The 20,760-nt window shown below is 62.9% G+C and carries 17 protein-coding genes and 1 pseudogene; 13 read left to right on the plus strand and 5 right to left on the minus strand.

What is annotated here, in order from left to right; genetic code table 11:
• Positions 1-1,768 (plus strand): SdrD B-like domain-containing protein (locus EN853_RS21200; protein WP_210236091.1); only part of this gene is annotated, 1,768 nt, incomplete at its 5' end.
• Between the two features lie 73 nt (positions 1,769-1,841).
• On the opposite strand, the gene EN853_RS21205 is transcribed toward EN853_RS21200, so the two are convergent.
• Positions 1,842-2,381 carry a dihydrofolate reductase family protein gene (locus EN853_RS21205; RefSeq protein WP_127861329.1) on the minus strand — a complete coding sequence of 180 codons (540 nt, stop codon included), beginning with the start codon at positions 2,379-2,381 and terminating at the stop codon, positions 1,842-1,844.
• Between the two features lie 114 nt (positions 2,382-2,495).
• A complete protein-coding gene (locus EN853_RS21210; protein WP_127861328.1) occupies positions 2,496-3,794 on the minus strand; it encodes an outer membrane beta-barrel protein in 1,299 nt (432 codons plus the stop codon).
• A 262-nt stretch (positions 3,795-4,056) separates the two neighbouring features.
• Between EN853_RS21210 and EN853_RS21215 the strand changes: the two genes are divergently transcribed.
• The 6 genes from EN853_RS21215 (at position 4,057) to EN853_RS21240 (ending at position 11,723) form a co-directional block, all read left to right on the plus strand.
• Positions 4,057-6,495 carry an ATP-binding protein gene (locus tag EN853_RS21215; RefSeq protein ID WP_127861327.1) on the plus strand — a complete coding sequence of 813 codons (2,439 nt, stop codon included), beginning with the start codon at positions 4,057-4,059 and terminating at the stop codon, positions 6,493-6,495.
• A gap of 5 nt (positions 6,496-6,500) precedes the next feature.
• Positions 6,501-6,887 carry a response regulator gene (locus EN853_RS21220; RefSeq protein WP_127861326.1) on the plus strand — a complete coding sequence of 129 codons (387 nt, stop codon included), beginning with the start codon at positions 6,501-6,503 and terminating at the stop codon, positions 6,885-6,887.
• A gap of 228 nt (positions 6,888-7,115) precedes the next feature.
• The gene (locus EN853_RS21225) at positions 7,116-7,511 is read left to right on the plus strand and encodes a response regulator (protein ID WP_127861325.1); all 396 of its coding nucleotides are present in this window, start codon (positions 7,116-7,118) and stop codon (positions 7,509-7,511) included.
• Positions 7,511-9,259: a YaiO family outer membrane beta-barrel protein gene (locus tag EN853_RS21230; RefSeq protein WP_127861324.1), complete on the plus strand. Its 1,749-nt coding sequence runs from the start codon at positions 7,511-7,513 to the stop codon at positions 9,257-9,259. Before EN853_RS21225 ends, EN853_RS21230 begins: the two co-directional genes overlap by 1 nt.
• 2 nt (positions 9,260-9,261) lie before the next feature.
• Positions 9,262-10,299, plus strand: a complete 1,038-nt coding sequence (locus EN853_RS21235; RefSeq protein ID WP_127861323.1) for a HEAT repeat domain-containing protein — start codon at positions 9,262-9,264, stop codon at positions 10,297-10,299.
• Complete coding sequence (locus tag EN853_RS21240; protein ID WP_167524543.1) at positions 10,296-11,723, plus strand: glycosyltransferase; 1,428 nt, start codon at positions 10,296-10,298, stop codon at positions 11,721-11,723. The genes EN853_RS21235 and EN853_RS21240 overlap by 4 nt, the downstream gene beginning before the upstream one ends.
• 50 nt (positions 11,724-11,773) lie before the next feature.
• Here the strand turns inward: EN853_RS21240 and EN853_RS34660 are convergent, their stop codons facing one another.
• Complete coding sequence (locus EN853_RS34660; RefSeq protein ID WP_245517135.1) at positions 11,774-11,983, minus strand: Hpt domain-containing protein; 210 nt, start codon at positions 11,981-11,983, stop codon at positions 11,774-11,776.
• Between the two features lie 252 nt (positions 11,984-12,235).
• Here EN853_RS34660 and EN853_RS21250 point away from each other — a divergent pair, with 252 nt between their 5' ends.
• Together EN853_RS21250 and EN853_RS21255 are read left to right on the plus strand one after the other, a co-directional pair.
• Positions 12,236-12,883 carry a class I SAM-dependent methyltransferase gene (locus EN853_RS21250; protein ID WP_127861321.1) on the plus strand — a complete coding sequence of 216 codons (648 nt, stop codon included), beginning with the start codon at positions 12,236-12,238 and terminating at the stop codon, positions 12,881-12,883.
• Between the two features lie 98 nt (positions 12,884-12,981).
• Complete coding sequence (locus EN853_RS21255; protein ID WP_127861320.1) at positions 12,982-13,875, plus strand: HNH endonuclease; 894 nt, start codon at positions 12,982-12,984, stop codon at positions 13,873-13,875.
• Positions 13,876-13,975: 100 nt separating this feature from the next.
• Here the strand turns inward: EN853_RS21255 and EN853_RS21260 are convergent, their stop codons facing one another.
• The gene (locus EN853_RS21260) at positions 13,976-14,713 is read right to left on the minus strand and encodes a hypothetical protein (protein ID WP_127861319.1); all 738 of its coding nucleotides are present in this window, start codon (positions 14,711-14,713) and stop codon (positions 13,976-13,978) included.
• A gap of 644 nt (positions 14,714-15,357) precedes the next feature.
• Here EN853_RS21260 and EN853_RS21265 point away from each other — a divergent pair.
• The 4 genes from EN853_RS21265 to EN853_RS21280 all read left to right on the plus strand — a co-directional run bounded on the left by EN853_RS21265 (position 15,358) and on the right by EN853_RS21280 (position 20,259).
• Positions 15,358-16,008 carry a hypothetical protein gene (locus EN853_RS21265; protein WP_127861318.1) on the plus strand — a complete coding sequence of 217 codons (651 nt, stop codon included), beginning with the start codon at positions 15,358-15,360 and terminating at the stop codon, positions 16,006-16,008.
• Positions 16,009-16,247: 239 nt separating this feature from the next.
• Entirely contained in the window at positions 16,248-17,588 is a 1,341-nt protein-coding gene (locus tag EN853_RS21270; RefSeq protein WP_127861317.1) for a DUF5677 domain-containing protein, read from the plus strand.
• A 305-nt stretch (positions 17,589-17,893) separates the two neighbouring features.
• Entirely contained in the window at positions 17,894-18,946 is a 1,053-nt protein-coding gene (locus EN853_RS21275) for a LacI family DNA-binding transcriptional regulator (RefSeq protein WP_127861316.1), read from the plus strand.
• 65 nt (positions 18,947-19,011) lie between these two features.
• Positions 19,012-20,259, plus strand: coding sequence for a sugar ABC transporter substrate-binding protein (locus tag EN853_RS21280; protein ID WP_127861412.1), 1,248 nt, complete (start codon positions 19,012-19,014; stop codon positions 20,257-20,259).
• A gap of 397 nt (positions 20,260-20,656) precedes the next feature.
• On the opposite strand, the pseudogene EN853_RS35325 reads toward EN853_RS21280, so the two are convergent.
• Positions 20,657-20,760 (minus strand): annotated as a pseudogene (locus EN853_RS35325) (IS110 family transposase); the annotation flags it as partial.

The following is a 20,760-nucleotide window of genomic DNA, read 5'->3' on the forward strand; positions in this document are numbered from 1 at the left end:
TTTCGAGCTCGGCTCGATCTCGGGCCACAAGCTCGAGGACGCCGACGGCAGCCTGGGGACGACGGGTGACCAGACGCCGGTCGAGAACTGGACGATCACGCTCTACAAGGACGACAACCACGACAACATCGCCGATCCCGCCGAGCAGGTGGCGCAGACGACGACCGACGCCAACGGCGCCTACCAGTTCACCGGCCTGCTGCCCGGCGACTACCTGATCAAGGAGGAGAGCCAGTCGGGCTGGACGAATGTGAGCCCGGTGCAGATCGACCAGGACAACCTGACCTCGGGCCAGAACCTGACCGACCAGGACTTCGTCAATGTCGAGCTCGGCTCGATCTCGGGCCACAAGCTCGAGGACGCCGACGGCAGCCTGGGGACGACGGGTGACCAGACGCCGGTCGAGAACTGGACGATCACGCTCTACAAGGACGACAACCACGACAACATCGCCGATCCCGCCGAGCAGGTGGCGCAGACGACGACCGACGCCAACGGCGCCTACCAGTTCACCGGCCTGCTGCCCGGCGACTACCTGATCAAGGAGGAGAGCCAGTCGGGCTGGACGAATGTGAGCCCGCTGCAGATCGACCAGGACAACCTGACCTCCGGCCAGAACCTGACCGACCAGGACTTCGTCAATGTCCAACTGGGTTCCATTCACGGCTTCAAGTTCGAGGACGTGGATGGCAACGGCAAATTCGATGGGACCGATACCCCGATGGCGAACATCACCATCGAGTTGCAGGGTGATGTGGACGGCAACGGCACCATCGACACCGTCGACACCGTGACGGACGCGAACGGCTACTTCTCGTTCGAGAACCTTCGTCCGGGCGAGTACACGATCACCGAGCTGTTCACGGATGGAACGACCTGGACGCCGACCGTCGACCACGACAATGATGGCATCGGCGACGCCACCACCACGGTGACCGTCCTGAGCGGACAGGAACTTGTGGCTGTCAGCGGGCAGGAAGGGCCGCTCGATCCCCTGCAAGATGAAGTCGACGTCGGCGACGCTCTGACGTTCGGCAATCACGAGGTTAGCGTCCTGGGGCTCACCCCGGGATTCTGGTACAATCATGAATATGTGTGGGACGCTCCGATCAGCGGTCCTGACAACAGCAACGGCAAGGTGGATGGCAACGGGGTCTCCCTCGCTTCCAAGCTCGCCGCCGCCGGCACGATCGTGCAGCCAGACATCGCCAACCTTTTGCCTGGGAATCTCGATGTCGATAGCGACGGCCACAAGGACCTGGTGTTCCAGGGGTCCAGTGGCAATCTGGTCATCGAATGGGACGATGCCCAGGAGATCGTCGGCGGGCAGAACGGCAAGGGCGGTGACAAGCTCGGCGATTTCGTTCGCTATGCGATCACCACGCTGCTGAACGATGCTGGTGTTCCGAACTTCAACGCTCCGGACGGCATGATCGCCGATATCGCCGACTGGCTGATCCAGAACGGCGGTGTGACGCAGCAGGGCGGCAACTATGTCCTTAACTACAACAACGCCAAGGAAGCGGGCAAAGACGGCTTCACCACGACGGTCAAGGCAAGCAGCACAGCTTGGCAAAGCTCAGTTGGCGGCGTGCCGTCCGGCAGCTCCATCTTCGCCGACATGAACGCCACCACCGACAGCGCCGCCGGCAACAACCTTCTCCTGTCGCAGACGCAGGTTCTGTCTGCCCTGGACGAGACAGATCATTTCGGCCTTGTAGCCTCCGCGTTGCATTATTCGGGGAGCTATCTGCAGCTCCACGTTTGACGAAGCTGCGGCCGTCCAAGCACCGATCGGGAGCGATCTCATTTCGCCCTCGATCGTTCGGGCCGCGCGGCGGCTACGGTTTCGCCGCCGGCCTGTACTCCAGCGCCACCACGCCGTTGCTGAACGGCACCGCCGAGACCATCTCCAGCGCTACGGACTCCTCGGCCGGAAACAGTGGCTTGCCCTGGCCGACGGCGCCGGGATAGACGAGCAGCCTCAGGCGGTCGACGAGACCGTGGCTGAGCAATTGCCTGGCGATGCTCAGACTGCCGTGCACATAGATGTTGCCGCCGCTTTCTCGCTTCAGCTTGGCGACCGTTTCGGGCAGGGGGCCGGCAAGCAATTCCGCCGGCTGCCAGTCGAGCGCCTTCAGGCTGGTCGAGGCGACATATTTCGGCAGCGCGTTGAAGCGGTCGGCGAAGTCCCCGGTTTCGGAGGGCCATGAGCCGGCGAAGATCTCGTAGGTCGTGCGCCCGAGAAGCATGGCGCCGCTGTCGGCGAGCTCGTCCTCCTTGAACGCGTTCATCTCGTCGTTCCAGGTGACGCTGGGCAGCTTCTCGACCTCGGCGATGCCGTCGACGCTGATGAACTCGGTGACGATGAGTTTTCTCATGGTGCTCTCCATTGGTCAGGGCTCGCACCATAGGACGTGCACGCTGGCGTGTTTCCGACAAACAAGAAAGCCCGCCGTTGGGCGGGTTTTCGCATTTGGCTGGAGGGCCTTTGCTTAGTTGAACTTGTACTTGGCGTCGATCCGCACGGTGTGGAAGGACTGCGTCGAGGTGATGCTGCCGTCCGGCGCGCCCAGATCCGCCGAGAAGTCATGCTTCTCGAATTGCGAGTAGCGGTATTCGATGCCGACCGTCATCTTGTCCGACAATGCCGTTTCCAGGCCGCCGCCGACCGAGAAGCCGCTCGACCCCCAGTCGATGATATCGCCGATCGGATCGGAGGCGTTGAGATCGAAATGCTGCCAGCTATAGCCGGCCAGTGCATAGGCGAGCGTCGCTTCGTTGACCTTCATGCCGACGCGGCCGAGCACGTCGAAGCCATAGTCGGTGTCGAGGTTGATCTGGCCGCCGCCGAGATCGAGCTCGGAAGTCATGCCTGAATAGCGCGCGTCGACCATGATGCCCGCCACCCAACTTCCGAAGTCCTGGTCGTAGCCCAGGCTCGCCTCGCCGAACACGCCTTCGCCGCCCAGTCCATTGAATTCGAGATCGCCGAATGGCGGGACATCGATCTGATGTACCGAGGCGCCGGCGCCGAGCCCGCCGCCGACATAGAAGCCGGTCCAGTTGTAGGCCGGCGTCTCGAAGCCGGCAGTCCCGCCATTGGCGGCGTTGAAGCGGTAGTTGGCGGCCACCTGGAAGGTGTGGCGCGAGGTGTCGAGGTTGAGCGCGCCATCCGGTGCGCCGAACTGCGAGAGCAGATCGTCCGTGGTGCTGAAGCGCGTGTAGCGGTACTCGCCCTTGATCGTCCAGTTGGCGTTGATGGCGGTTTCGACACCGGCGCCGATGAAAAAGCCGCCCTGGTCCCAGTCCATGCCGAAGCCGGCATTGGTGTCGAGCTTGTACTTCTGCCAGGCATAGCCGCCCAGCACGTAGCCCAGCGTGCTCGGCGTCAACAGATAGCCGGTGCGCACGCCGACGTCGAAGCCATAGGTCTCCTTGATGTCGGCGCTCAGGCCGCCGGCATCGAGCGAGGTCTTGATGGTGCCGACATGAGCGTCGAGCAGGGCACCCAGCAGGAAGCGCTGCGAGACCATGTAGTCGTAGCCGACGGTGGCTTCGCCATAGATGCCCTCGCCACCGATGCCGTTGAGTGAAATGCCTGGAATGAAGTCGCTGCTGATCTCATGCACATTGGCGCCGGCGCCGACGCCGAAGCCGACATAGAGCCCGCTCCAGTTGTAGCCGGACGCCTCGACCGGCTGAACGACGTCGGCGGCGTGCGCGGCAGACATCAAAGCAACCGCCGAAACGGCGCCCAATAGAATAGATTTCGCTGAAAAGCGCGTAAGCATAGCCCCATACCCCTTTTTAAACCCGGCGCGTTTCTAGCAGGAGTTGTTTCAATCAGTGGTGGCGAAAATGCCACATCGATGGTCAAACTGCCGTAACGACAGGCAGAATCGGGCGATGCTCCCAGAAATGGTCAGGACGGCCTGTCGATCGGCCTAGCCCGGTCCGGGGCGACGGCCGTCTTGCTGTCCAGGCCGGCGCGTGGCCTCTTTAGATATCGGATAGGTTTTGCCGATATCTGTCGAAAAAAAGGAGCCGGAAGTCATGTCCGAGATATGGCACTCACTCCTCGCCAATCTTGCCCTGGTCTCCATCCTGGTCGTTGCCTGGGACCTTGTGGCGGATTTCACCGGCCGTCTCCCGCGGTTGATCCAGTCGCTGCTTTTGGGCGCGGTCATGTGCGTGGGCGCGATCATCTCCATCGCGACGGCTCTGCCCGTCTCAGGCTTCTTCGTCGACCTGCGCGCCGCCTTCATCGCCGCCGCCGCGTTCTTCGGTGGATGGCCGGCAATGGTCGTCGCAGCCGCCGGCTCCATTGCCTATCGCATCCATCTCGGCGGGCAGTTGAGTGTCGGGATCATGAGCATCCTCATCACCGCTGTTGTCGGCATCGCGTGGCACCACATCGTCGCGGCCCGGTCGCGCACCATGTTCGATATTCTCGGCCTCAGCGTTTCGGTCGCGCTCGCCGGGCTGATCACGCTTGTCGTCATGCCGCCGCAGGTCGTGGCCGGCTTCGTGCAGCAGAGCACCTTGCCGTCGCTTGTGTTCCGCTTCCTCAGCACCTTCGTCATGGGCGTGCTGCTCGATCGACAGCAGCGGCGGCGCGACCTCGCCACGTCCAACATGATCTACCGCGCCATGGTTCGCGAGCTGCCGGATTGCCTGAACATAAAGGATGTCGACGGGCGCTTCATCGCCGCTAATCGAGCCACCGCCGAAATGATGCGCGCGGCCTCGGTCGAAGACCTTATCGGCAAGACGGATTTCGATTTCTATTCGAAGGACGTGGCCGAACGCTTCAAAGAGGACGAAAAGAGCGCGCTGGAGGCCGGGCAGACCTTGCGCATTGATCAGCCGGCGCTTTTCCCGGACGGCAGGGAGGGCTGGCTTTACACGCTGAAGGCACCGTTCCACGACGAGTCCGGCAAGATCGCCGGCGTCATCACCTACAATCGCGACATCACCGAGCAGAAGCGAAACGCCCAGGTCAAGAACGATTTCATCTCGACGGTCAGCCACGAGTTGCGCACACCGCTGACCTCCATCCGCGGCTCGCTCGGCCTGATCGCGGCCGGCGTGGCGGGCGAATTGCCGCCCAAGGCCGCCAATCTCGTCAACATCGCCCACAACAACAGCGAAAGGCTGGTCCTTCTCATCAACGACATCCTCGACATGGAGAAGATCGAATCGGGCGTGATCACCTTCAAGATCAAGCAGATGGCTGTCCGCCCGGTCCTGGAGCAGGCCATTGCCGCAAGCTCCAACTACTTGGCCGAGAACAGGATCCGCATCGTCCTGGTCGACGATGCCCCCCGCGCCGAGGCCAATATCGACCCGGACCGCATGCATCAGGTAATGGCGAACCTGCTGTCGAATGCGATCAAGTTCTCCGATCCCGGCGGCACCGTGACGGTGACGCTCCAGCGTCGGGACCGCGACATGCTGCGCATCTCCGTTATCGATCAGGGCGCAGGCATTCCGGAAGCGTTCCGCAGCCGCATATTCGGCAAGTTCGAGCAGGCCGACGCGTCCAGCACCCGCAAGAAGGGCGGCACCGGCCTGGGCTTGAGCATCGTCAAGACCATTGTCGAAAAGCTGGGCGGCGCCGTTTCCTTCGAGACAGAGGAAGGCAAGGGGACTTCCTTCCACGTCGACCTCGCGGAAGCGCAAAGGCGGGACGCCAAGCCGGTTCTGGTCGAGCGCCGGTCGCGCAAGCGCGATGGCCGGCTGCGTGTCCTCATTTGCGAGGACGAGCCCGACGTCGCGGCGGTGATCGCGGCGCTTCTCGACGCGGAAGGCTTTTCCAGCGACGCCGCCCCCGACATCGACACCGCCAAGGCGCTCCTTGGCTCGCGCGACTATGTGGCGCTGACGCTCGACATCAGGCTGGCGGGGGAATCCGGCATCAAGCTCTTCCACGACATAAGGGCATCGCCGGGCAATTCCGACATTTCGGTCATCGTCATCTCCGCCGTCGCCGACGAGGCCAAGCGCTCGCTGAACGGCACCGCGGTCGGCATCGTCGACTGGCTGGAGAAGCCGGTGGATTCGGCGCGGCTTCACGCCGCTCTCGCCAAGATCGTCGGCCGCAGGGTCGAGCCGAAGCCGCGGATCCTGCATGTCGAGGACGACGAGGGTGTGCTTGCCGTGATGTCGGCGGGGCTCGGTCCGGGCGTCTCGATCAACTCGGCGAAAACGCTGCAGGAGGCCCGGCGTGCGGTCGCGAAGCATCGCTTCGACCTGGTGATCCTGGACATAGCACTTCCCGACGGATCGGGGCTGGACCTGCTCATCGACCTGCCGCTGGAGACTCGGGTCATCGTGTTCTCGGCGGCTGAGATGGACGAGAAACTCGGCGATCGGGTTCAGGCGATCATGACCAAGACCAGGGCATCGGAGATCGATGTCGCCAAGCTGGTCAGAAGCATGTTGATTGCCTCCCGCAACGCTGCGGGACCCACCGAGCAAGCAGGGGAGTGACATCGATGCCGGCACGGATCCTTTATGTGGATGACGAGGACGACATCCGCGAGATCGCCCAGATGTCACTGGAGCTCGACCCGCAATTCGAGGTGCGGTCCTGCGCCTCGGGCGTCGAGGCGCTGACGGACGCCGCCGACTGGCAGCCCGACCTTATCCTGCTCGACGTGATGATGCCGGACATGGACGGGCCGGAAACCCTGCAGCGCCTGGCCGGTTCGCCGCTGACGGCGTCGATACCCGTGGTATTCATCACCGCCCGCACCCAGACGCATCAGGTCGAGCGCTATCTCGCCATGGGAGCGGTGGGCGTCATCGCCAAACCCTTCGACCCGATGGCGCTTGCCGGCGAAGTCAGGAAGCTGCTTTCGTCGGGCGGCGGCCGGGCCTGAAAGATCAGGAGAAGGTCAGGCAAGCTTGGTTTGCCGTCTGTACCATGCCCCGATATTCATCTACTGATTGTATCGAAATGCGGCTGCCGCGAATCGGCTTTTTCCATGATCGCGCGGCATCGGCCGGCGCGAAGTGGTTCGCGCGGGCTTTATTTGCATGGACCGCATTGGCGGATGCCGGTTCATGGGTTGATCACTCCGGGGGGCGATGGAACCGGAGTAGGACTGGTGGTTGGAGCGAAGGCAAGAGTTCTGATCTGCGATGACGATCCCTTGTTGCTCGAGCTGATGGAATTCAGGCTGAGGGCGAAGGGATACGAGGTCATCAAGGCGGTGGACGGGGCCGAGGCGCTGGCGAAGGCGGAGCAGGACGGCCCCGATATCATCGTGCTCGACGCGATGATGCCCAAGGCGGACGGTGTCGAGGTGCTGGCGCGCATCAAGGGCGACCCGGCCCTGTCCGAGACCCCGGTGGTCATGCTGACCGCCCGCAAGGCCGAGAAGGACATCGTCTCGGCCCTCGAGAAGGGGGCCGACGACTATCTGGTGAAGCCGTTCATTCCCGAGGAGCTTCTGGCCCGGCTGGCGCGTCTTATCGCGCGCAGCAAGAGCGGGAAGCGCTGATGCGGCGCGGCCGGCGCGCGGCCCTTGCCGCGAGCCTGATCCTGGCAATCGCCGCCGCTCCGGCCGCGGCGATGGCGCAGACGGTCGACGAGCTCTACGCGTCCGGCGTCAAGGCCAGGCAAGCGCAGCACTTCGACGAGGCGGCCGATCTTTTCCGGCGCGCGCTGGCGCTCAAGCCCGACAATGCCGACGCCCTGGTGCAGCTCGGCTTCGCCGAGCTCGGCCGCAACGATCTGGCGGCGGCGCGCGACGCTTTTTCCAGGGCGCTAGCCATTGCCCCGACCTATCGGGACGCCAGCTTCGGCATGGCCGAGGTGGAGTTCCGATCCGGCAATCTGGACGCCGCGCTGCCGCTCGCCGCGAAAGTCGCTCAGGCCGACCCCGGCAATGCCGACGCCGCGGCACTTGTCGACAACATCCGCAAGGCCAGACAGGCCGGCCAGGCAAGGCCGGTTCCGACTGCCGCGGCGCCGGCGAAGGAGACGCCCCGCCGGCGGCCCGATCCCGTCGCCGTGCAGTTGGAAGAGGGCAGGCGCCTGCGCGCAGCCGGAAAGCTGCCGGAGGCGGAGCAGGCCTATCGCCGGGCGCTGAAGCTGGCGCCGAGGAACACCGACATCCTGGTCGCCCTTGGCCTTGTCGCCGGTTCCAGCCGGCGCTTCGACGAAGCCGGGCATTTCTTCGACCGGGCGCTGGCCATCAGGCCCGGCCTTCTCGATGCGCGGCTGGGCAAGGTGCGCCTGGCGATCTGGCAGGGCGACGCGCCGCGCGCACGGGCGCTGGTCGACGGCGTGCTGGCGACCGCGCCGGACAATGTCGAGGCGCTCGCCCTCGACGGCAGGATAGCCCTGCTCGAGGCCGACTACGCGCGGGCCGGGCAAGCGTTCCAGCGCGCGCTTGCGCTGGAGCCGCGCAATGCCGAGGCGCTGGTCGGGCTCGGCGATGTGCGCCGCGCCGAGGGCGACGACGAGACCGCGCGGCAGGCTTATCATCAGGCGCTCGCCGTCGAGCCCGGCTCTGCCGATATCGAGCAAAGGCTGGCCGTGCCGCCGCCGCGCAAATGGCGGCTCGACCTCGGCAGCGAGGTGAGCGATCTCACCAACGGGCTCGGCGACTGGACCGACAGTTCGGCCGGCCTTGCCTATCGGCTCACCCCGCGCACGACGATTTCGGGCCGCACCCGTGTGGCGACCCGCTTCGGCCACACCGACGTCCAGATCGAGGGCCGCATCGACCAGGCCTTCTCGCCCGCCTTCTCCGCCTATGCCTTGGCCGCGGCGACGCCGGATGCCGATTTCCTGGCGCGCTATTCGATCGGCGCCGGCGCCTCGTGGCAGGTCGTGGCGTCGGCAAAGGCGTTCGGCCCGTTGTCGCTCAACATCGACGCCCGCTACGACAATTTCGCCGATACCAACGTCACCAGCATCCAGCCCTGGCTGCAGACCTATATCCTCGACGGCCGCCTGGGGCTTTCTGCCCGCTGGGTGCATGCCGAGGACGATATCGGCACGCGCGCCGACGGCTATGTGCTGCGCGCCGACCTCGCCGTGACGCAGCGCGTCAACCTGTTCGGCGGCTATGCCGACGCCCCCGAGATCTCCGACGGCACGCTGGTGCCGACGCGCGCCGTCTTCGGCGGCATCTCCTTCGATGTCAGCGACCCGCTGACGCTGCGCGCCAGCATCGCGCATGAACAACGCCCGACATTCGACCGGAGCATATTCGGTTTCGGTCTGACCGCGCGGTTCTGACCATGTGGCTGATCTGGGATCTCTCCATACTGCTCAGCGCGATTTCCCTGGTGATCATGCTGTTCCTGATCGCGCGCCGCGTGCTGCAGGAGCGCCGGGCCAGGGTGGCGGCCGATCAGCGCCGCCGGCTGCTAACGGCGTTGATCGCCTTCACCGAAAGCCGCGATCGCGAGGCGCTGAAGGCGGCGGTTCTCTCGGTGCCGGCGGGCGTGGCGATCAATGCCGGCTTCGAGTTCATCTCGCTGCTGCGCGGCGAGGAATATGACGACGTCCTTGCCGCCTTCAACGAATGCGGCCTGCCGGCCCTCATCGGCAGGCAATTGGAAAAAGGCAACGGCGCCGAACGCATCCACGCGGCCGAGATGCTTTCGGCGCTGCGCTCGGAAAACGCGGTTGCCAGCCTGCTTTCGGCACTCGACCGCGACCGCTCGCGCGAGGTCAGGATCGCGGCGGCGATCGCGCTTTGCGATCTCGGCAGCCTGCCGCCGCTCGGCATTGCGCTGCGCAAGGTCGGCGTGGCGGGACAGCGCTCGCGCCGCCTGATCGAGCTGTTCAGGCGCTTTCCGCCGGCGCGCTTCGAGGAGCTCAGGGATCACGCCGCGCGCACCGACGTCGTGCCCTTCATCCGGGCGGCCGCCATCGACGCGCTGGCTCGTGTCGCCGGGTTCCATTTCGCCGATTTCTTCGCCAGCGCCGCCGACGACCAATCGCCCGAGGTCGCCGCCGCGGCGCTGCGGGCGCTCGGCCTCACGGGGCATGCCGAGGCGCCGGCCATTCTTGCGGGCGCGATGAAAAATGACGACTGGGATGTGCGCGCCGCCGCTGCCGATTCCGCGGGACGCCTCGGTCTCCCCGAGCTCGCCGCGCCGCTGTCCAGGCTGATGGACGACGAGGTGTGGACCGTGCGCTATGCCGCCGCCAACGCGCTGCGCTCCTTCGGCCAGCCGGGAGAGCGGCTGCTGCGCGATATCGCGGCCAGCGAAGTCTCGCGCAGCCAGCGCACCGCCTCGCTTATTCTTGCCGAGGGGCCTGCCGCATGATCGCCGACTGGAGCCACGAGATCGTTCTTGCAGCCACCATCCTGTCCTGGTTCATCATCGCGGCCGGGTTGGCGCAGACGGCGATCTACCTCTTGCAGCTCGTCGTCGCAGGTTATGCGCTTTCCCTGCGCCCGCCGGTGGCGCGCTCGGCGCTGCTGTGGCACCGCTATGGCGACGTCGCGCCGCCCATCGCGCTCCTGGTGCCCGCCTATAACGAGGCGCTGAATGTGGTCGACAGCGTCCATTCGATGCTGGCGCTCGAATATCCGAATTTCGAGGTCATCGTCATCAACGACGGTTCGAAGGACGACACGCTTCAGCGCCTGATCGAGGCCTTCAGGCTGGTGAAATTCCATCGGCCCTACGAGGAGACACTCGCGCACATGCCGATCCGCGGCCTCTATTCCTCGCCGATGACCGAGCGGCTGTTCGTGGTCGACAAGGAGAACGGCGGCAAGGCCGACGCCCAGAACGCCGGCATCAATGTCTGCCGCGCGCCGCTCTTCTGCGTCATCGACGGCGACTCCATCCTGGAGCCGGACGCGCTGATGCGCGCCGCCCAGCCCTTCATCGACGACCCCGAGCGCACCATCGCCGTCGGCGGCACTATCCGCATCGCCAACGGCTCCAGGATCGAGGCGGGCAGGGTGCGCGAGATCCATCTGCCGCGCCGGGTGCTGCCGCTGCTCCAGGTGGTCGAGTATCTGCGCGCCTTCCTGATGGCCCGCCTAGCCTGGAGCCGCATCAACACGCTGATGCTGGTCTCCGGCGCCTTCGGCATGTTCCGCCGCGCCGAAGTGGTGGCGGTGGGCGGCTTCACCAAGGGCTCGATGGGCGAGGACCTCGACCTCGTCATCAAGCTGCACCGCTATATGCGGGACGAGAAGCGCACGTACCGCATCCAGTTCATCCCCGAGCCGGTGTGCTGGACCGAGGCGCCGGAAACGCTGAGCGTGCTGGCAAGGCAGCGCTCGCGCTGGCAGCGCGGCGCGCTCGAATGCTTCTTCCGCTACCGCGCCATGCTCTTCAACCCGCGCTATGGCCGCGTCGGCTTCCTCGGCTTCGGCCACATCTTCATCGTCGACGTGCTGGGACCCGTGGCGGAGGTGCTGGGCTATTTCCTGATCCCGGCCTTCTGGCTGCTGGGCATCCTTTCGGCCGAGTACCTTCTTGCCTTCACCTCGCTCATCTTCACCTATGGCGTCTGTGTGAGCGTCTGCTCGCTCGTCCTCGAAGAGGCCGAGCTGCAGCGTTTTCCACGGGCCAGGGACCTGGCCGTGCTGACGGCGGTCGCCGTGATCGAGAATTTCGGCTACCGCCAGCTCAACAATTTCTGGCGCGTGAAGGGCTGGTGGCAATTCTTGCGCGGCCACCAGGGCTGGGGCGAGATGCCGAGGACCGGCCTCGGCGCCGCGAAGAAGTGAGGATGGCCGGCGGCCTCAGCGCTGCAAGGAAGTGAGCCCGGCCGGCGGCCTCAGGCCAGCGTCCGCTCGATCTCTGCGACTAAAGCATCGAGCGCCGCGCGGACGCTCCCGCCATCCGCCTGTTCGACCAGCAGCGTCTCCAGCACTGACGCCCGCGCGCTGATCTCCGCAAAGCCGAACGTCCCCGCCGCGCCGGCGAGCGAGTGGGCAAGCTTGACCAGGGAATCGCTGGAGCCGGGCAGGGGACCGCCTTCACGCACGGCCTTCAGCTCCGCGAGCTGATCGGCGCAGCGGGCGAGGAAGCGTTGGCGGAGAGGGGCGAAGGGGTCGGTTGAGATGGGGGTGCTCCTGGGTAGGTGGCTGGGGTATTCAAGCAGAAAGCGGGGCGGGGTGGAATGGGCAGGCTATACGTCGCTCGCATGTGCTCGATGCCATGAGCGAGCCGGCATTGCCGGTGACGCTGCGTTTAGCTCGGCCATGTTAGGAATTCGGAATCCGGAGGCGGCAGGCTCATGTTGGACAACTACGAGGTGGACCGGTTTGGCGTGATCCACCAGATCGACTTCACGCCGATCAAGTACGACAAGCAGTATATTTCCTATTACGAGGACCTGAGCGACCGGACCATCAAGCTCGGCTATCAGCGGCTTGGCTGGGTGCTGGGGATCACCGGCGAGATTCCTCGCTCCGTGCTGGAAATTGGATATGGCACCGGCACATTCATCGAAGCCGCCAAGATTACCGGGGTCGCCGATTGCGCCGGCTGCGACATCGCCGAGTTTCCGCTGCCCGCGGGTGTCCGCTTCGTCGATTGGGATGAGGCGCTCGCCGGCGCGTGGGATCTCGTCGCCATGTTCGACGTGCTTGAGCACATCCCGGATCTGGGGTTCCTAAGCCGCCTCAAGACCCGGCACCTGGCCGTCGCCGTCCCCTATTGCCGCTGGCGTGAGCTCGGCGCCGACGGCGATGAATGGTTCCGAACCTGGCGCATGCGCCTGCCCAACGAGCACTTGCACCATTTCGACCGCGACTCGCTGGTGGCGCTGCTCGCGCACAACGGCTTCGACTGCGTGACGCTAAACGGATTCGAGGACGGCATCAGGCTGCGGCCCGGGGAGGTGGGGCCGAATATTCTGTCGGGGTTTTTCAGGAAGCGGTAGGCGAGCCGGCTGGGGAAAGATTCTACAGCTAGACTAAGCTCCGAATATCGGGCTGTATCAGCTCGGACGTACTTCCAAGCAACGCATTGCAGAAGATCATGGCATTTGGGGTTTTCATTCACCGCTCGGATTCGCGATACAATGACCGCCCCGCAGAGCAATACCAATTTCCCCGCCCGTATCTTAGCCGTGTCGAAGCATGCGTCGGCGACTGGATCATCTACTACGAGCCCAGCAAGGTAAATGAGACCCGTGGCTACTACGCCGTAGCCAAAGTCCAACAGGTCATCCCTGATCCTGCAACACCTGATATGTTCCTCGCTCTGATAGAGGACGGAACCTACCTCGATTTCGCCAATCCCGTTCCATTTAACGGGACTCATGGTCTCGTTGAACGAGGTTTGCTCAATGAAGAGGGGCTCCTTTCCGGTCGAGCCCAATCGGCCGTCCGGCCGATCAGTCCAGCCGACTTCAATCGCATTATCGATCTGGGGCTGGACACGAATGAATTGCTGTTGCCACGCGTTGATGAGGTTGGTGCCGGCTTTGAGGAAGAGCAGGTGCCATTCGAGTTCGAACAGCCCCGCGACCGCGTGAGCTATCTTGGGTCTCGGATCATGCGAGACCGCGTTTTCCGCCGCGTTGTCTTGCGCGCCTATGACGAACGCTGCGCAATCACAGGTCTCAAACTTATCAACGGTCGCGGGCGGGCGGAGGTGTCAGCCGCCCATATTCGACCGGTCGAAAGGAATGGCCCGGATATCATCAACAACGGCATTGCGCTGTCCGGCACAGCGCATTGGATGTTCGATCGTGGATTGATCAGCCTCTCCGACGATCTGGAAATCCTGATCTCGCGGCAGGTCAATGACCTCGACAGCGTGCACGGATTCATCAACAAAACGCGCCGCGCACTCTCGCCGAGCCGACTGTCTGAACGCCCGCATCCTCGGTTCTTGCAGTGGCATCGGGAGCACTGCTTTAAGCAGTGAGATGGGTCGCCAGCCAAGTAGAATTAAAAAGTTATTCTTTTCTGGCCTCAGACATACTCTTGTATTGTACAATGTCGAATCTTAGTTTGCGCTGATCCGCTCAGTAGTCAATTCTGTCGGCTGCATCAGCGGCGAAAATCGCCGACCATTTGTGATAGGCGTTGTCGCGAGCACTCTCCCGATGTTCATCAGGCCAGTTATTTAATCCTGACGTCATCACGGTCAGTTGGCCTGCGAGCTTCGAGACGATTCCGAGCAATGCCTCGAGTTGTCCAAAGGTGACAAAGCGATTCACTTCATCCCAGCCAATGTGCGCTATTGCGGTGTTTCTGAAACTCTGAAGATTGCCGAGAGCCTTCCAATCGATACGTGCATAGTCGGCATTGAATTGATCGATGAATTTTTGTGATTGCACGGGGTTTGGTGAACCTTGGGGCGGCGAAGCGGCGTAGGCCTGCGCAACCTCCGCCACCGATTCTGGCTTCTTAAAGTAGCGATGCACCGACTGCAGCGATATCTTAGCTTGCCTATCGACGGTGGCGAAGACGCGAACGACGCAAAGTAGTGCTGCCATTTGGCGGTAATAGTCGGCATGACCGACGACCGGAGCAGCTTTGTCCTTCGTCTCGCCGATAGCCTGATTGATTCCCGCATAGAGTCCATAGGCGTGCGCGGTCATGGAGGCCCATTCGTTGAGCTTGGGGGCCATCCTCACTACTTCTTCGATAGTGGGGGTATATTGCTGGCTCGACCGGGATTTGCTTCGGTTGGTCATTCGTGAGAAGAGGCGATACAACAATGCGATCAAAACGCGACCCCCGGTGATGTTGCGCTTCATGCGTTGGACCATCCATCGATCGGCAGCCTCAGGCGGCAAAAGCCAACGATCGGGTCCACTTTGGGGAGCCCCGCTGCTACGAGCTCGGAGCGCGTTTCCGAGAACACGCCTGTAATGCGGAGTTCTCGCGGCAGAATGCGAGATCGCGGTTCATTCTGTCCCCGCTTTCCACAGCAATTGACGATAGTAATCATAGGAAGACTCACTGCTACTAGTCCCCTTTCGGGGCTACGCAAAGATGCCAGTTAAATCAAAAGATAGTGCCTTTCCGATCAGGCTTACCCTTCCTAACCAGCAGGTTGATCGAGTATTTCGAAATGTTGCTGAAATAGCCAGTTTCTTGACGTCCGAACGAGATTACTGGCAGCAGCAGAACGAGTCGTCTGGTATCTCACTGCCAGGTGGAAACGGGACGGTTTCATTTCTAAACGCATTGACGGTCACAGCTTTTGAAGCAAGCGGCCCGAGAATGATTTTGCTGATTGAGCAAAACAGCGTAAGGTCGGGCCGGAGCGAGTGTGACTTGGGCCGTTCGAATGTAGGCCGATTCACAAGAATAGATTTGGACATGGCTGTCAAGAAATAGATAGAAGCTTCATGGTAGTGCTACAGTTTCAAGCTATCGTCTCGAAAGCGGGGGCTCCATGACTGCGGGGAAGAACACCCAAATCAGCCTGGTTCTATCTGAAGGCTTCGATGCAAGGGCTGCGGAGGAGTTGCACGATCAACTGCGAACGCATCTTAACATCGGGGAACCGGATTATTACTACACCAGATCGATTGATCCTCCGCAGATTATTCAACTCATCGGCAGCGCTGCCCTGTGGTTGCCCTTAGGCGCGGCAGCAACTGCATTCTTAGTGACCTTTGCCTCAACAGCCGGGAAACGTCTCGCGGACGATTTTTACGACGTTGCCAAGGCGATGCTCAAGCGAAAGGAGATGGCACCCCTTGCGACTGCAAGCGATGCACTCGCAAGAGCGCTTAAGCAAGCCGGCCCCGGTGCCTCGTTGGTAATCGGAATTGACATTCCTGATTCGTTTTGGGGGACGGCCTTGGTGATTAACGAAACCAAGGCGGAAAACATCGCGGTTGAACTGTCGCGTTTTGCCGTCAACGTGGCGGAGATCTCACGTGCGATGAACGCGCAGATGAATATAGGCCACGCACCGTTAGGCCGAGCATTGATAACCCTCGAGGACGGGGACGTAGTTATTCGTTGGATTAGTCAAAGGGATATGGGCAGGCATGAAGTTCGGATTCCGGACGTCTCCGTCGGGGTGGGAAGGAGATGACTAACGAGACACGCAAACCGGTCCTGGAGGACCACATAGCTGTCAAGCGTAAGCTCGTGCCGCCCTTTTTGCATAAGGTCGGGGGGAAGTTGTCGCAATATTCCTGGACGCGTCAGCTTGTGCCCGAGGCGCTCTGGCTTGGTCTATTGATCGACCATCTTGGCTACGAGGCGGCTCGGGGGTATGCCCGTGCGTTAGGCCGAACGGCTTGCGCGGCGATGAACGGGGCCGAGTGTCCCATGTTCGTTAAGTTCAGCACGTTCGCGGACCTTTCAGACGTCGCAAAAGAAGCGATGACATTCACGCTTGACCTGGGCAGTCTAACAAACGTCCGCCAATCGCTAGCGCCGCTGGCGGCAGTGATGCCCAGTCATCCGTTGGCGTTTCTAGGAAAAGTGGACGTTGAACCGGATCAGAAGGCGCGCTTTCCCGAGCTGCTCCGTGAGTTTTACGACCGCAACAGTCGCATGGCCGTTCTATCTGCGGCGCTTGGCTATGAGTTAGGGCTCGACCAAGGAAAGATCCATGTCGCTGGTCATCTGATCGATGACCTTATCGAGCGATTCAAGGTTATTGGTGGCTATCCAGGGACGGAGGAATCGCGTCATGCCGCCGGCGCTTTTCGAGCGGCTTTCCCGACATTATTCATGGGGGTGAATCTTGATAACGCCCGCTTTGAGGACGACGCACCGTGGGTTGCGTCATTTTGGGAGCATATTTCCGGCTTCGGTCCCTGTCTATTTCCAGACACACTCAAAGACGAAACGCCTGATAGCGATGATCCACTTGAGCAGTTTGTCTATCGAAACGCGGTCCGGGCGGATCTCCGTGCTCGGCTTGCAAATTGGCCGCTAGACCTAAATGAAATCGAGGTCTTCGAGGTGGTTACGGCACTCCTTTGCCGGCAAGCGACGCTGGCTATGGAAATGGCATCGTCTCCGGGCATATGGACTCCGCATACGGCGCCCATTCTGCTGCGAGCAATTGCTGACGTCTTCATCAATCTAGCTTGGATTCTAAAAGATCCTCGTCCACGGGCCCGGCTTTATGTCGAAGATGGACTGGGCGCTATTAAGCTACAAATCGCTCATCAAAAAAGAGCTCTGGAGACTGCGGCTGATCCCGACGATGCTGACGAATTGCGCCAGATGATCGAACTTTGGAGCGGCTGGTTAGCAGGACAGCGGATGGAGGCTTTTGTCGAGGTGAACCTCGGCAGTTGGTCCGGCCTCAATATTCGAAAGATGGCCGAGGAGGCCGGCTTTATCGACTTCTACAACTATGTCTACCAGCCATTTAGCGGCGTTGTACACTCAAACTGGGCACATGTAAGCATGTTCAACACGATCCACTGCGAGAACCCGGCTCATCGCTGGCATCGCGGCGCGGCAATCGCTCCAGGGTCGTTCGATCTCAGCTGGCTCTACCTAGCATCGAAGTATCTCAGCAAGACGTTCGATCATTTTGACCAAGTGCGCGGTCTTAACCTGACCCATTCCGCATTCGACTTTGTTGCGGCTCAATTCGAGACAGGGGAGGAAGCCGATGAAATCGAGGGCTGGGACGGAGATTCTTCCTAACTCCAAGCAGCTCGAATTGACTGAAGGCCGGTTCGAAGCGGCCTGCATATCCCACTGTGCTGCCGTCCGCCGGAGCACCCGCTTCCTGAGAGCTTGTCCTCAGCCCTGACCCTGGACTTCGATCCAGTCCAGGTGGTTTGCGTCACCAGTTAACCTAGTCCCCCTTGCCAACCTCTCCCCCTTCCCCTAATCTCCCTTGAGAAAACCTTTTCCCAAATCGCGCTGCGCCCGTTGACCTCACCCGTCATCACCGCGCAGGGCGCTAAGGGAAAACCTTTTCCCAGCTAAGGGAATCCGCCGCGCCCATGTCCGCCGACGCCGAGCCAGCGCCAGTTTCCGCCAAGCCGCCGGTTACCCTGCGCGAGGTGGCGGCGGCGGCCGGCGTCAGCGTGGCGACGGCGTCCAAGGCGCTGAACGGGCAGGGGCGCATGACTGCCGAGACGCGCGAGCGCATCCGCGAGACGGCGCGGCTGCTCGGCTTCCGGCCGAACAGCCTGGCGCAGAGCCTTTTGCGCAAGCGCAGCTTCACCGTCGGCCTGCTCACCAACGATACCTATGGCCGCTTCTCGCTGCCGCTGATGGCGGGCGTTTCGGATGCGCTGGTCGACAATGGGGTCTCGGTGTTCCTGTGCAATGTCGAGGACGACACCAGGCTCGGCCAGCTGCATGTCGAGGCCATGCTCGACAAGCGCGTCGACGGCATCATCGCCACCGGAAAACGCATCGACCGCCATCTGCCGGTCGACCTCTCGAACCTGCGCGTGCCCGTGGTCTATGCCTTCACCCAGCCGGATCCCGGCGCGGTCGGGCTGGTCTCCGACGATGCCGGCGGCGCGCGGCTGGCGGTCGAGCATTTTTGCCGGCTCGGGCGCCGGCGCATCGCCCATGTCAGCGGCCCGGAGAGCTTCGCGGTGGTGCACGCACGTGCCCAGGCCTATCGGGATGTGCTGGAGGAGCATGGCCTGCCCACGGCCGAGCCGCTGCTGGGCGCCTGGTCGGAAGCCTGGGGGCATGAGGCGGTGGCAAAGCTGTTCGGCAAGGCGGGCAGGGAAGGCTGGCCCGACGCGGTCTTCTGCGGCAACGACCAGATCGCGCGCGGCGTCATCGATGCGCTGCGCGAGCGCGGCATCGGCGTGCCCGACGATGTCGGCGTCATCGGTTTCGACAATTGGGAGATCGTGGCCGAAGCGACGCGCCCGCCGCTCACCTCGGTCGACATGAACCTTTCGACGCTCGGCCGCGAGGCCGGGCTTGCTTTGCTTTCGCTCGTGGGCGGCCAGCCGGCCGCGCCGGGCATCAGGAAACTGCCGTGCCGGCTGGTGGTGCGTCAGTCATGCGGCCGTCCGCCGGGCGGCTGAGGCATCAACGAAACGGGCCGTCGCGCAACGGCCGAACTGGGAGGAGAACCATGAGGAGGAATACCGTGAAGACCTTCATTGCCAAGCTGGCTCTAGCCGCGGCCGTGATCGGCGGCGGCCTGCAGGCCGCGTCCGCCGAGACCGCCAACATCTGGGTGCGCGCCGACGGCTCGAACTTCATGCCGCGCATCGTCGATGCCTTCAACAAGGCGCATAAGGACCAGATCAAGCTCGACATCATCCCCAACGCCGAGATCATCCCGAAATATGGCGCGGCCGCCGCCGGCGGCACGGCGCCCGACGCGCTCTCGCTCGACCTGATCTACACGCCGTCCTTCGCCGCCGCCGGCCAACTGGAAGACATCACCGACTGGGCGAAGTCGCTCCCCTATTTTGCCAGCCTGTCGCCGGCGCATGTGAAGACCGGCACCTACAAGGGCCGCGTCTACGGCCTGCCGTTCTCGGCCGATTCCTCGGTGCTGATCTGGAACAAGAAGCTGTTCAAGCAGGCCGGGCTCGATCCGGAAAAGGGTCCGACCAACTGGGCCGAGATCGAGGCCGACGCCGAGAAGGTCAACGCGCTCGGCGGCGACATCAAGGGCTTCTATTTTTCCGGCAATTGCGGCGGCTGCAACATCTTCACCTTCACGCCGCTGATCTGGGCCTCGGGCGGCGATATCCTGTCCGAGGACGGCTCGAAGGCGACGCTGGACAGTCCGCAACTGCGCGGTGCCATCGACCTCTACCGCTCGATGGTGAAGAAGGGCCTGGTGCCCGAGGGCGCGCAGACCGACACCGGCGCCAACTTCTTCGCCGCCTTTGCCGGCGGCAAGATCGGCATCTCGCCGTCCGGCGCCTTCGCCATCGGCGCGCTCAACACGCAGTATCCGGACATCGACTATGGCATCACCTTCCTGCCCGGCAAGGATGGCGGCTGGTCGTCCTTTGCCGGCGGCGACAATTTCGTCGTCACCAAGGGCACCAAGAAGATCGACGTGGTGAAGGAGTTCCTCGACTTCGCCTATTCGCTCGAAGGCCAGACGATCCTCGCCAAATACGGCAGCCTGCCGGTGCGCGGCGACATCGCCAAGGACGCGCTCAAGGACCTCGATCCGCGCTACCAGGTGGCGGCCGAGGCGATGGCCAAGGGCCGCACGCCCTATACGGTGGTGTTCAACGACCTGATCAACTCCGCCAACGGCCCGTGGACGCAGATGGTCAACGAGGTCTTCTTCGGCGACGATGTCGACGGCGCCATCTCCAACGCGCAGGAGACCATGCAGTCGATCATCGACCAGGCGCCGCAGAAATAGACACCAGGGCTATCCGGCGGCCGGCAAGCGCAACGCCCGCCGCCGAAAGCTCTGACCGGCCGCCCGCCCCGTCTCCCTGGCCGGGCGGCCGGATGTTGTACCCGGAGATAAAGCATGTGTTCGACCGCAGTAGCGCCGGCGCCCTACCTCCCCCTTGTGGGGAGGTCGGACCGGAGGTCCGGGTGGGGGGCCGGCGCCGCCACCCCCACCCCGCTGCTTCGCAGCGACCCTCCCCACAAGGGGGAGGGGGACGCAGCGCTAAACGGCAGGGACTAACGCGTTGAGAAAGCTCATTCGTACTAGCATCCAATCAGAGGCGCCGCGAGGTTCGCTCCCCCTTCTCCCCTTGTGGGAGAAGGTGTCGCCGAAGGCGACGGATGAGCGACTATCTGAGGTGTCAAGTTGCATTTGCGAACTCGCTGCGCGCGTCGCGTGCTTTTGCATTGAGAATGACGAGCAGCTTGCGGGCGAGCGCGATACGGATGACCATTTTCTCCTTGC

Origin of the sequence: Mesorhizobium sp. M1C.F.Ca.ET.210.01.1.1, assembly GCF_004791585.1 — a bacterium.
GTDB lineage: Bacteria > Pseudomonadota > Alphaproteobacteria > Rhizobiales > Rhizobiaceae > Mesorhizobium.

Excerpts from the sequence above, each read along its gene's own strand:
- EN853_RS21235 (WP_127861323.1), top strand. The coding sequence starts at position 9,262 with ATGTGGCTGATCTGGGATCTCTCCATACTGCTCAGCGCGATTTCCCTG.
- EN853_RS21220 (WP_127861326.1), top strand. The coding sequence starts at position 6,501 with ATGCCGGCACGGATCCTTTATGTGGATGACGAGGACGACATCCGCGAG.
- EN853_RS21250 (WP_127861321.1), top strand. The coding sequence starts at position 12,236 with ATGTTGGACAACTACGAGGTGGACCGGTTTGGCGTGATCCACCAGATC.
- EN853_RS21265 (WP_127861318.1), top strand. The coding sequence starts at position 15,358 with ATGACTGCGGGGAAGAACACCCAAATCAGCCTGGTTCTATCTGAAGGC.
- EN853_RS21260 (WP_127861319.1), bottom strand. The coding sequence starts at position 14,713 with ATGAAGCGCAACATCACCGGGGGTCGCGTTTTGATCGCATTGTTGTAT.
- EN853_RS21205 (WP_127861329.1), bottom strand. The coding sequence starts at position 2,381 with ATGAGAAAACTCATCGTCACCGAGTTCATCAGCGTCGACGGCATCGCC.
- EN853_RS21240 (WP_167524543.1), top strand. The coding sequence starts at position 10,296 with ATGATCGCCGACTGGAGCCACGAGATCGTTCTTGCAGCCACCATCCTG.
- EN853_RS21210 (WP_127861328.1), bottom strand. The coding sequence starts at position 3,794 with ATGCTTACGCGCTTTTCAGCGAAATCTATTCTATTGGGCGCCGTTTCG.
- EN853_RS21255 (WP_127861320.1), top strand. The coding sequence starts at position 12,982 with ATGGCATTTGGGGTTTTCATTCACCGCTCGGATTCGCGATACAATGAC.
- EN853_RS21230 (WP_127861324.1), top strand. The coding sequence starts at position 7,511 with ATGCGGCGCGGCCGGCGCGCGGCCCTTGCCGCGAGCCTGATCCTGGCA.
- EN853_RS21275 (WP_127861316.1), top strand. The coding sequence starts at position 17,894 with ATGTCCGCCGACGCCGAGCCAGCGCCAGTTTCCGCCAAGCCGCCGGTT.
- EN853_RS21215 (WP_127861327.1), top strand. The coding sequence starts at position 4,057 with ATGTCCGAGATATGGCACTCACTCCTCGCCAATCTTGCCCTGGTCTCC.
- EN853_RS21270 (WP_127861317.1), top strand. The coding sequence starts at position 16,248 with ATGTTCGTTAAGTTCAGCACGTTCGCGGACCTTTCAGACGTCGCAAAA.